The organism is Amedibacillus sp. YH-ame10 (assembly GCF_053848885.1).
This window is the reverse complement of the sequence record NZ_JBSPFA010000008.1, coordinates 90854-103390: the sequence shown is the minus strand read 5'-3', so window position 1 is coordinate 103390 and position 12537 is coordinate 90854. Positions and strand designations below refer to the sequence as shown.

Here is a 12537-nt window from a genome sequence, read left to right as displayed (position 1 = left end):
AATTTATTTTAGATTAGACTTTCTTTTCATCTATCTTTTTAAATTAGCTACCTTGTTAGTTCTTTTTATCGTGTCTTATTTTTTTTCATGTTTTACTTGACAAGTTCATAGTTGGTCTCCTTTCATCACTATATGAAAGTATAAGGAGAGTCATGCCTTAAAAATTCCAGAAAAAAAAGCTGATAGTTCAGCTTAATCGTTTTGTGCCCATTCAGGAACTTCATTCCCTCTTCTTAGTAATACTGCTTTTTGGAATTCGGTCTGGTTCAAGAATTCAAGAATATCGTTTTCTTCTTCTTCACTGCACCCAATCACTAATTTTACTTCACAATCTTTCTTTAAAATATCTGCACTTACTACAATTGATTGTACTAATGTAGATTTTTCACTACCTCTGAACACATCAATTGGAGATTGATCAGATCCTGTTGTATCGTTTAGATATCCATAGTCCACTGGGTATACAAGGTTACTGTATTTGTAGTGACTTGAATTTCTAGGACGATCTACCACCAATTTTGATGATAAAAACAGGGTATCTAGCTTCTGCCAGAAAAAAGCATTATTTTCGAATGAATTCATATTTGTTCCTCCTTTAGAATTTTACTATTACATGTTCTCTGCCAATGTCTTGTATGCATTTGCATCCAGCCATTGCCATTGCTTCCTTTAGTTCTAACTGTATTTTTTCCATATATGTCTTGATGCCATCACTTCCATCCCCAATCACAGCTTGTGATACAGGACGTCCAATCAATACACCATCGGCACCTAAGGCCAAAGCTTTAAATACATCATTCCCTGTACGAAATCCTCCATCAACAAACACTTTCATGCGTCCATTCACAGCTTGTACGATTTCTTCCAAGACTTCAATACCCGATAAGCAATCATCTAGTACACGTCCTCCATGATTAGAGACAATAATACCATCAACGCCTGCTTCTAGTGCTTTCATTGCACCTTTTACACTCAGGATACCTTTTAAAATAACTGGTACACTAGACATACGTTTTAATTCTTTTAACTCTTCTACATTTTTAAATCCAACTGGAGTAGCACTGTCTCTAAGGTTAATCAAACCACTCGCATCTATATCAGAAGCGATGGCAAGTGCATTTCCTTCAGCCGCAAGATCGATTCGCCATTTCATACCATCACCACTCCAAGGTTTGATCGTAGGAATGCCATATCCTTGATTCTCTTTCACAATTTTCATTGGACCACAAAATAATTCATCGTCCTTACCATCTCCTGTAAATGCCAACGTACCAGCTTGTAAACAACCTTCTACAAGTTGTTTCGTATACGTTAAATCATCAAGGTCAGCTCCATAATTCTGCTTGATGCCACTGATTGGTGCCCCATACACAGGAAGTGAAACAGAATGACCAAAAAAATCTGCAGTTGTGGTAATCTCTGTATTATCACTGATTGTATCCATTGTAATAAAGATATTCTTTAACATATCCACATTTCGAACAAATGCGCTCCCACTCCCTTTACCACCAGGTCCAGGAGTTTCCCCTCGACATGCGGCGCCATTACAAACAGGACAGCATCTGCACTTTTCACAGCGCTGTTTTGCGCTCGCATACACCTCTTGCCAATTCTTCATTCTTACACATCACTTTCTAAAATAGCTATGTTAAAAACATACTTACCCATATATTATACTGTTTATGAAACAATTTATCAACACCTTAATTTATTTTCATAATATCTTTCATTTTTAATCATCATTTTGATACATGTATGTTTCATTTGTATAAAATAAGAGAATAAATGAGGTTCATCTATTCTCTTACTTCGTTCTTTAATTTGGTATACTCTTAGACATTTTCTTCTATAAAATTCCAGAATTCATCAGGATTTTCACCATCATATCCTTCAGACTCCTTTTTCTCTTTTCCATTTTCAATAATGTAAATATGAGGAATCTTAGATGGGTTTGTGAGATGCTTCTCTAGCATATCGATATCACTATACAGTGTAGTCGTATCTTCTGACTTTAATTCTATACGATAAAACGATACCCCTTGATCTGCAACGTTTTTCTTTAATTCTTCTTTCAAATCTTCACAGTGTGGACATGTATCTAAAGAAACGATGAGAACAAAGCTTTCTTTATTTTCAATTTTCTTAACAGCCTCACTCGCTGTAACATCATAAACTTTTCCACCTTTTTCTTTTGGGGAAGAACATCCTGTTAGCACAATAAGGCAACAGAAGAGTGTTAATGCTATTTTTTTCATGGGTTCACCTCTATTTTATGTTTGAATCTGCTTTATTATAACCTTATTATCTCCGTTATTCAACTTTTAATGCACGCATAGAATTTAAAACCGCCAATAAGGTAACTCCTACATCCGCAAAGACTCCCATCCACATATTTGCAAATCCAAATGCAGTAAAGATTAAGATAATTGCTTTTACACCGAGTGATATAATAATGTTTTGCCATAAGATACGCATCGTCTTTTTAGAGATGCTCATAGCAGTTGCTAAAGAAGAAGGATCATCTTTCATCAAGACCACATCTGCAGCTTCAATCGCAGCATCACTTCCGATACCACCCATGGCAACTCCAATATCCGCCCTAGCAAGTACAGGGGCATCATTGATACCATCTCCAACAAATGCTAATTTATGTTCTTCACCCATTTGTTCTAATAACATTTCGACTTTTTCTACTTTATCTACAGGCAATAATTGCATATAAACTTCATCAAGCCCCAATATAGAAGCTACATGTTCTCCTACCTCTTTACGGTCTCCACTTAACATCACAGTCTTAGAAACACCAAGTTTCTTTAAATCTTGAATTGCTTGTTTGCTTGTTTCTTTTACTACATCATCGATTAAAAGGTAACCCATATATACATGATCTTTCGCAACATGTACAATCGTTCCTGTTTCTTTGGTATCTTGAAATTCAATATGATTGGCTTTCATCAACTTATGATTTCCTACTAGGACAATGTTTCCATCTAGCTTCACTTGAATCCCTTGGCCAGCAATTTCTTCATATTGTGATAAACGTGTCGTATCAATTTCTTTTCCATATGCTTTTGCAATAGATAACGCAATTGGATGGGATGAATGACTTTCACCATATGCAGCTAACTGTAATACTTCTTCTTTTGTTGCGTCTTGTACATAGATGTCACGTAGTGCAAATACACCTTTGGTCAATGTTCCTGTTTTATCAAAAACAACGGTATCAATCTTATGCAAGGCTTCTAAATAATTTCCACCCTTAATCAAAATTCCTCTTTTACTCGCCGCACCAATTCCTGCAAACAATCCTAATGGAATAGATACAACAAGTGCACAAGGACAAGAAACTACAAGGAAGGTTAACGCACGATACAACCAATCATAAAACACAGCATCCTTTATAAATACCATTGGAAGTATGACTAATAAGACTGCCAACCCAACCACGACTGGAGTATAGATTCTCGCAAACTTTGTAATGAATTTTTCCATTGGTGCTTTTTTACTACTTGCATTCTCTACTAGTTCTAAAATACGAGATACGGTGGATTCTCCATACTCTTTTGTAACACGTACTTTTAAAACACTGTTCAAGTTTACTACACCTGCTAAGATTTCATCCCCTTCTTGAACATCCCTTGGCATTGACTCTCCTGTTAAAGCAGAAGTATCCATAGCACCAATACCTTCTATTACAACACCATCCATTGGCACACGTTCTCCTGGTTTCAATACGATGATATCACTTACTTTTAATTCTTGTGGATCTACAACCATCTCTTTTCCATCGACTAACTTATTGGCATGATCTGCTCGAATATTCATCAAGGAAGAAATGGAAGTACGAGATTTTTGAACTGCATAGGATTGAAACATTTCTCCCACTTCATAAAAAATCATAACGGCTACTGCTTCTTTATAAGACTGTACAAAGAACGCACCTAAAGTCGCAACACTCATCAAGAAGTTTTCATCAAACACTTCTCCTCGTAAAATGTTTTTGATCGCAATATATACAACTCTTCCACCCGCAAAGATATAAGCGACAATAAAAATCCAAAGAGAATAACTTTCTTTCTCCAACATAATGGCGATAGCAAATAATAAAATCCCCATATATAAACGCCAGTTCTCATAGAATGAAAATAAGGAATGCTTCTTTTCTTCTACTGTTGTCTTCTCACGTTCTACACTTATGCCATCTTCCAAGGTAAGGACTGCCTTTGCAATCTTATCTAGACTATCTTTTTCAAGTGTATGATCTTTTAATTCAACAAATAGTACGCCATTGGAAAAGTTCAAGCTAGCATCTTTTACGTTTTCCATATGTGCAACATGTTGTTCTATTTTATGCGCACAATTTGCACAATCCAAACCTTTTATATAGAGCTTATGAGCTCCTGTCATCACACGTTCCTCGTGTTCTTCATGACTATGCCCACAACATTTTCCATGTTCATGTTGTTCATCATGGTCACATGCACAGTGATCATGATGATGTTCTTCGTGATTATGACCACACCCACAATGGCTATGCTCATGTTCGTGATGTTCTTCATGTTCTTTTTTATTCTTGGTAATATCCACTACGTTTACATCCGGTTCTAAAGCTACCACGATATCCTTAATTGCTTCTTCTACATCACCATCGAATGTAACATACATTTTCTTTTGCACAAAGTCTACACTTGCCTCATGTACACCCTTTAATTTACCAACCTTTGATTCTATTTTCATTGCGCAATTTGCACAATCTAAATTTTCTAATAGATATACCTTTTCCATATATATCGCATCCTTTCTTCTTTTTCCAAAAAATGAATACTTTACTCTAAAATATGAGATAATCCAGCATCATAGATTTTTTGGATATGTTCATCATCCAATGAATAAAAAATATTCTTTCCTTCTCTTCGGTATTTGATCAATCGACTCGCTCGCAATACACTCAATTGATGCGATACTGCGGATTGACTCATGTCTAGTAGACATGAAATATCACAAACACACAACTCCTCTTGAAACAATAAACTTAATATCTTTAGACGAGTAGGGTCTGAAAACATTTTAAATAATGTTCCTAGACGATTGTATTCATCTTCACTTCTCATCATCTTTTGTATACGTTCTACTACATCCTCATGTACGTTATGTTCGCCACATACTGGCATTTCTTTTGTCATCATCTTCGCCTCATTTCGACATATGAACATTTGTTCATATGTATTATATGACAACCCCCTATAAATGTAAACTATTTAAATCATAAAAAAACAGAAATGAAAATATGTTCATAATTAAAAAGAGGAAGTCATACCGTAGTATCACTTCCTTAACTTATTACTGCTTATTCTTCTAAGCTTTTACACAAAACAATGCGTCTTTGTTACGTTCTAATTATCCTTCTTTCGAAATCGATACACACAAATCATTCCTACGATCACAATACCCACAAGTATCCACAACATAGGAGCTTTTACATAAATATCTTTCTCTAATGTTGTAAAGAAGATGATGCCAGTACAGTATACCCATAGCCATATAAGCACAAATTTATATACAAGTTTCCTTTTACATTTTACAAGTCCAACCAATGGCACAATTCCACTTATTCCAACAAGTACATATAAATATCGTTTACAAACTGCCATAGTTTCTATAGCAACTTCACGATTTCCATATCCCACTTCTAGTTCGTTAGGGATAAATTGTAGATTCAATAGAGAAAAGTACTGATATATAATCGTTGCGATGATCATTAGAAATACAACTGCACACAGCACATAACAAACCCTTTTTACATTACGTTCTGTGGAATCCTGTAACTGGTTAAAACAGCCACTACCATCTTTTTTGTTTATCCTTATTCCATACCATGCAATTTCATAATGTTGAATGCTATAGTTTTTCATCAAATAGTAAAGAACTAGGATACTTACAAGCGCACTAATATAACCAAATATATAAATGAGAACAGTATTGTCAATCATTCCCATAGAATCACCTAAAATATCTGAACCATAATTTTTCATATTGAAGTTAAAAAGCAACCCTTGTAGAGAAAATCCACTTTGCTTCAAGAGATACCATATCATTGTGATTGTTTGAAACAGGGATACCACTGGAAAATATAACATCACTGCATCAAAGCGAATAAGACTAGGTAACTTCTCTTTATTTGTATGATGAGTCATTAAATAACAAGATGACCATAGTCCTGCCAACAATATAAAGAATGATAAGATAAAAGGCACACTAAGCTTACCTAAAATATAATAGAACAACAAAGATAATGCAGCTACTCCATATGTTATATTTCTGTATATCACTTTTCTTAATATCTGTATAGCTAACGTGTTCACTTAATAATTCATCACAGCTAATACCAAGTGCTTCACTCAAGGGTTTTAATAACATGATGTCAGGAAATCCTTCTCCCGTTTCCCAACGACTGATTGCCTTATTTGTAACATGTAATCTATCCGCAAGTTGTTGTTGAGTCAATCCTTGTTTCTTTCGTAATTCCATTACTTTATTCGCAAATATAAGTTTATCCATATACACACCCTCTTTCTATTTCTATTATATAGGAAGATACACAAAGTACCTACCTACAACTCATAGATATGTTCTACGCATCATAGATTATTAAAAACAATCATGATTATTTTGCATAATACAAAATTGTTTTCATGATTGCATAGGTTGCATTCTTTAATTTTTCTGGTGCATTTGCCAGTGCTTGTTGAAAAGTCATTGCACGATCCGCAATACTATAGATTCCAATGAACCCTAAATCATATAAATTCTGATACCCGATACCCAATGCCCCACTAATACAAACACATGGTTTCTCATGTTTTTTTGCCATATTCAAAATACCAACAGGAACTTTTCCAAACATAGTCTGTTGATCACTTTGTCCCTCTCCTGTGATTAACAAATCACAGTCTTTGATTTGTTCTTCCATATCACTATAGCTCAATAACAATTCAATCCCAGGATGCATAGTCGCATGCAACAAACCTATAAGCACTGCGCCAATACCACCAGCGGCACCTCCACCTTCAAAAGAATTAATGTCTATATTTGTATAACGTTGAATTTGAAAACGATAATTTTCCATTCCTTGATCAATTTTCTTTAGCTGATTTGGAAAAAATCCTTTTTGTTTTCCAAATATATAGGTTGCGCCTTCTTCACCTAATAGGTGATTTTTTACATCACAAGCCGCAATCAACTCGATATCTTTTAAGTCATTCAATCGATGAAAATCGATGTATCGTATCTTTTCAAGATTGATTGCCTGTGGAGATAAGTATTTATGGTTCATATCATAAAATCTAGCACCTAGACTTTGTAAAAGTCCCATACCACCATCATTGGTAGCACTACCTCCTAATCCTATAATAATCTTCTTACAACCTTTTTCCACTGCGTCTAACAAAACAGTACCTACTCCATAACTGCTCGCAAAAAAAGGTGTGCGCTTTTCTCGCTCATACATGTTTAAACCAATAATATTGGCAACTTCTATGACAGCAGTTTGCCCATCCTCAATGATTGTGTATTCGCTTTTAATTTTCTTTCCGTATGCATCTGTGGTATTTACCGGCTGTTTTACTCCATGCATTGTTTCATAAAATGCTTCTACGGTTCCTTCTCCGCCATCTGCGATGACATAGGAAAGGGTTTCAATCGTAGGATCTACTTCATGGATTCCATCTTCTATCTGCATAGCGACATCCTTGGATGTCATACAGCCCTTGTAAGAGTCACAAGCAATGATAACCTTCATTTAATCACTCCTATACTGGGCAATATATTCTTGCGTACATTTTACCACATCTTTGTTCAAAATTAAAATAGAAAGTAAATTAGGGATTGCCATAAAGCCATTTAACGTATCCGCAACGTTCCAAACAAAGTTTAAATCTAGTTGTGGACCGATGATTAACAACGCTAAAAATATGAATTGATAGACATGTAACATCCATTTCCCGGTAAATAAATAACGGATACATTCACTCGCATAATAGTACCAACCAACAATGGATGGAATCGCAAATGATAAGATAGAAATCACAAAAAGGATTCCACCGATGGAACCAAATCCTTGTTCAAAACATTGAATGGTGAGGGCTACTCCATCATACCCACTCTCATACAGACCACTCGTTAAAATCATAAATCCTGTAAGTACACATACCACAATCGTATCGAAGAATACTTCAAAGATTCCCCAAAACCCTTGTTCTACAGGATGCACATCAGCGACAGCTGCATGTGATATAGGAGAACTTCCCATACCAGCCTCATTGGAAAAAACACCTCGTGCAATCCCATAATGAATCGCACGACTAATCGCAAACCCTCCTACGCCTCCTACTCCTGATGAAAGATTCCAAGCATCTTCCCATATCAAACAACAAACAGAAATAATTTTATCCCCATTGCTTGCGATCAAATATATGCACGCAGCTATATATATGATAGATATTAGGGGAATCATTATTTCATTAAAGCGCATAATCGCATTGCCTTTTCCAAATATCACCAACGCAACAACAACCGCAATCATAAGACCTACAAGCAAGGTAGGTACATCAAGATATGCTTGTATGGATTCCATGATGGTATTGGCAGGCGTTACATTGCCAATACCAAAAGAGGCAAAGATACAAAATAACGCAAAGAGAATTCCCAAAAAAGGTAATCGACATCCTTTTTCTAATGTTGTCATCGGTCCCCCTAAATATCCTTCTGGCGTTTTTTCTCGATAGATGATCGCAAGCACCACTTCCCCATATTTGGTCATCATACCTAAAATCGCACTGATACACATCCAAAACAAAGCCCCAGCACCGCCCATTGTTATGGCAGTCGCAACTCCCACAATACTTCCCACACCAAGAGTTCCTGCTAATGCGGTAGACACCGCTTGAAAGGAAGTCACTCCTTCTTTATGAGATTTCTTCCCTAACGAACCCAATGTCTTTTTTATGATCAAACGCATATGACAAAATGGAAGAAACCGTGTTCTTATCATCAACAACGCCCCAATAAACAATAAAAACATAATCATATATTTTCCCCATACGAAAGAATTTGCTACCTCATTCATATATATTAACTTATCCATTATATACCTCCATTACACTACTATATTCTTTTCTTCTATGGAATAATTCCAAGTCACAAAAAATGGGTGTATAATAAATATAGAAAGAGGTGTTTTCAAATGAGAGTTTTATGTATTATGAGTGATGGCTTTGAGGAATTAGAGGCAGTAGGTACCATTGCCCTATTAAGAAGAGCAGGTATTGAAATTGATGTATATGTAATCGATAATGTACAGGCAACTGGACGTTTTGATATCACTTTAAGCAATTTGCATTCTTTAACAAATGTGGATACTTCGCAATATGGCATGTTGTTTTTGCCAGGAGGTCCACACTATCAACGATTAGAGTCAAGTGAACAAGTGATGAATATCCTTCGTGAATTCATAGAAAAAGATAAAATGGTCGCTGCGATTTGTGCTGCCCCAACTATACTTGGTAGAGCTGGTTACCTAAAAGGTAAGAACTATACATGCTTTACATCTATGAACGAAGACTTCCAAGGAACATATATTGATACATACGCTGTAAGTGATGGGAACCTAATTACAGGAAGATCTGCAGCGGCAGTTATAGACTTTGCATTCCTTATAATCGAAAAACTAGCTGGCCAAAAAGTATGTAAGAAGATAAAAGAATCTATCTACTACTAAAGCACAGATAAAGGAGGTTCCACCATGGAGGAATCAAATTACCAACAGTTTAAAACTGATTTAAAAGATGCACGCTTTCAAGATCTTGAAAAAGAAAAAACGCTCTGCCTTCAGCTTTTAGATGACTCCCGTAAAAATCAGGATTATGAAGGGATTTACATTGCTTATGTATATCTTTTGGACTACTCTGTCGCCAAACGTGACAACAAAGACTGCCATAAATATATGTATGAAGCGTTAGCTCATAAAGTGGAACATAATAAAGAAGAGACTTCCCAGTTATATATGCTATGTGGAATCTATTACAATATGATGTCCGATTATCATACTGCCATAAGTTATTATTGCCAGTCTTTACATATATGTGAGGAAATCAATCATTATGAACGCAAAGCAGGGCTTCTAAATAATATCGCGCTTGTCTTTCAACAATGCGAAGATTATCATGAAGCACTTCACTACTATATTGAATCCTATGAACTAATGACTCAATATGCGACCCATTTCTTACGTCGTAATTTAACCATTATCCTTGGTAATATTATTACATGTTACGTAGAGACACAAAATTTAACGGATGCGAAAAAGTATCTAAAGATAATGGAAGAAGTAAGTATCTATCCTGCCATGTATTGGGGCTTAGAGTCAATCGTTTTTCATATGGAAGGAAACGATAAAGCTGCTTTACAATCCATTGAAAAAACGATGGGAGTTCTTGAGAAAGAATCCATTGAAGCACATTTGATGTATACCATTTATGAAGATATCTTACTTCTCATGATGACCATAGGCACAAAAGAACAGGCAATACACGCAATGAAGACTTTCGCATCGATATGTAAAATTGAAAATACAGAAGAAAAACTTTTCTTATTGAGATATTATATAAAGTACACTGAGAAATTTACTAGCGAACATGATTTAGCAGAATTATATCACAAGTATTATATCGTTAATGAAGAATGCGAAAAACGTATGAAAAAAGATAAAGCGGACTCTTATCGTGATCAACTCTTATTGGATAAGATGATGAAGATAAACAGTAGCCTTCAACTAAGTGCTACCTACGATAGTGTCACTAGTTTAAAAAATAGAAATTCTTTTGAACATGATATGCAAAAACTTCTCAATAATAATAACGTTCATACCCTTAGTATCCTCATGTGTGATATTGACAATTTCAAGGAATGTAACGATACATTGGGACATTTATATGGAGATGAGGCATTACATACACTTGGAGAAATCTTAATGGAAAAGGCAGATGATGAAATCATTCCATATCGTTATGGAGGAGATGAATTTCTATGTATTGTCATCAATAAAGAAGACACTCAAATACAATCCTATATCAATGAAATTTATCAAGCACTTAAAGATACAAAGATTGAAATATCTATTGGATATGCGAGTATACCTCGTTTAGAACTAAACACACATTATAAAGATTTGCTAAACAAGGCTGATGAAGCTTTATACCTTGCCAAACGCAATGGTAAAAATCGCTTTGAACGCAAAATTTAACCCTTAGGAATCTATTATGGATTCCTTTTTTTCATTTTTTACTTTCTTTCCATATCCCTAAAAAACAGATTGTGTTATAATTAACAAGCAAATAGAAAGAAGGTGTAGGTCATGTCTCCAGAGCCCGCGGGTCAACATATCATTCAAAATCAATTTACAGGAGACTACCTACGTTATCTCCTGTAAAAAGGAGGTAAAAATATGCTTGAATTTTACAAGACCTTTGATAATGTCACAAAAAAAATAGAAGAGCCACAACATGGTTGTTGGATCAACGCAGTTTCCCCTACCACGGAAGAAATCGATTATCTTATCAATGATATTGGCATCGTGCCAGAGTTTATCAAATCTTCACTGGATGAAGAAGAAAGCTCACATATTGATTATGATGATGATGTAAATCAAACATTGGTAATTGTCGATTATCCTAGTGCAGAAGAAGATGATAATATTACAGAAAATACCTTATTATATACCACACTTCCAATTGGTGTTGTGATTATGAAAGGGTATATTATAACAATTTCCTTATACGACAACCTTAGCATAGAAGATATGGCAAGAGGTAGAGTTCGTGGAATGAACACCGATATGAAAACTAGATTTTTATTATTGTTGTTGTTACGCATTTCTCAACGCTTCTTGATTTATCTACGTCAAATTGACCGTATATCTTCTCGTACAGAACATTTGTTACATCAATCCATGAGAAATAAAGAATTGATTCAAATGTTAGGATTAGAAAAATCACTCGTTTATTTCTCTACTTCATTAAAAACAGATGAAGTTACGTTGAATAAAATTAGTCGAGGACGTTTGATAAAACTATATGAAGAAGATCAGGATTTATTAGAAGATGTATTAATTGAAATCCATCAGGCGATTGAGATGTGTAATATTTATTCTAATATATTATCTGGAACTATGGATGCTTTTGCTTCTGTTATTTCCAATAACCTTAACATCGTAATGAAAATCTTAACAGTCATTACCATTGTTATGGCGATTCCTAATATTATCTTTAGTTTCTATGGTATGAATGTTGCAGGACTTCCTATTCCACAATGGTGGTTCCCAACAATCGTTGCTGTGATTGCTATGTTTATCGCAACATGGATTTTCAAGAAAAAAGATATGTTTCATTAACGTATGATGACATTCATACGTTTTTTTATAAAATTCATGATTTCTCTTGACCTTTCCCTAAGGTCAAGGTATCTAATAAAGAGGAAAGAGGT

The 12537-nt window shown here is 35.0% G+C and carries 12 protein-coding genes; 3 read left to right on the top strand and 9 right to left on the bottom strand.

The features are described 5' to 3' along the window. Positions 1-192 precede the first annotated feature (192 nt). The 9 genes from ACWG42_RS05090 to ACWG42_RS05050 form a co-directional block, all read right to left on the bottom strand. Positions 193-582, bottom strand: coding sequence for an inorganic diphosphatase (locus tag ACWG42_RS05090; RefSeq protein WP_455790557.1), 390 nt, complete (start codon positions 580-582; stop codon positions 193-195). Between the two features lie 13 nt (positions 583-595). Next, positions 596-1618 (bottom strand): alpha-hydroxy-acid oxidizing protein, encoded by a 1023-nt coding sequence (locus tag ACWG42_RS05085; protein ID WP_455790555.1) that lies wholly within the window; start codon positions 1616-1618, stop codon positions 596-598. A 214-nt stretch (positions 1619-1832) separates the two neighbouring features. Continuing rightward, positions 1833-2255 carry a hypothetical protein gene (locus tag ACWG42_RS05080; RefSeq protein ID WP_455790554.1) on the bottom strand — a complete coding sequence of 141 codons (423 nt, stop codon included), beginning with the start codon at positions 2253-2255 and terminating at the stop codon, positions 1833-1835. 55 nt (positions 2256-2310) lie between these two features. Continuing rightward, positions 2311-4785, bottom strand: coding sequence for a heavy metal translocating P-type ATPase (locus ACWG42_RS05075; RefSeq protein WP_455790552.1), 2475 nt, complete (start codon positions 4783-4785; stop codon positions 2311-2313). 41 nt (positions 4786-4826) lie between these two features. Further along, positions 4827-5186, bottom strand: a complete 360-nt coding sequence (locus tag ACWG42_RS05070; protein ID WP_455790551.1) for an ArsR/SmtB family transcription factor — start codon at positions 5184-5186, stop codon at positions 4827-4829. A 207-nt stretch (positions 5187-5393) separates the two neighbouring features. Beyond that, positions 5394-6287: a hypothetical protein gene (locus tag ACWG42_RS05065; protein ID WP_455790549.1), complete on the bottom strand. Its 894-nt coding sequence runs from the start codon at positions 6285-6287 to the stop codon at positions 5394-5396. Further along, entirely contained in the window at positions 6262-6558 is a 297-nt protein-coding gene (locus ACWG42_RS05060; protein ID WP_455790548.1) for a helix-turn-helix domain-containing protein, read from the bottom strand. Before ACWG42_RS05060 ends, ACWG42_RS05065 begins: the two co-directional genes overlap by 26 nt. 106 nt (positions 6559-6664) lie before the next feature. Then, complete coding sequence (locus tag ACWG42_RS05055; protein WP_455790546.1) at positions 6665-7798, bottom strand: glycerate kinase family protein; 1134 nt, start codon at positions 7796-7798, stop codon at positions 6665-6667. Then, positions 7799-9142 (bottom strand): alanine/glycine:cation symporter family protein, encoded by a 1344-nt coding sequence (locus ACWG42_RS05050; RefSeq protein WP_455790545.1) that lies wholly within the window; start codon positions 9140-9142, stop codon positions 7799-7801. 99 nt (positions 9143-9241) lie between these two features. Between ACWG42_RS05050 and ACWG42_RS05045 the strand changes: the two genes are divergently transcribed. The 3 genes from ACWG42_RS05045 to ACWG42_RS05035 all read left to right on the top strand — a co-directional run bounded on the left by ACWG42_RS05045 (position 9242) and on the right by ACWG42_RS05035 (position 12445). Beyond that, positions 9242-9775 (top strand): DJ-1 family glyoxalase III, encoded by a 534-nt coding sequence (locus tag ACWG42_RS05045; RefSeq protein ID WP_455790543.1) that lies wholly within the window; start codon positions 9242-9244, stop codon positions 9773-9775. Between the two features lie 24 nt (positions 9776-9799). Next, positions 9800-11299: a tetratricopeptide repeat-containing diguanylate cyclase gene (locus ACWG42_RS05040; protein ID WP_455790541.1), complete on the top strand. Its 1500-nt coding sequence runs from the start codon at positions 9800-9802 to the stop codon at positions 11297-11299. Between the two features lie 201 nt (positions 11300-11500). Continuing rightward, a complete protein-coding gene (locus tag ACWG42_RS05035) occupies positions 11501-12445 on the top strand; it encodes a magnesium transporter CorA family protein (protein WP_455790540.1) in 945 nt (314 codons plus the stop codon). Positions 12446-12537 lie beyond the last annotated feature (92 nt).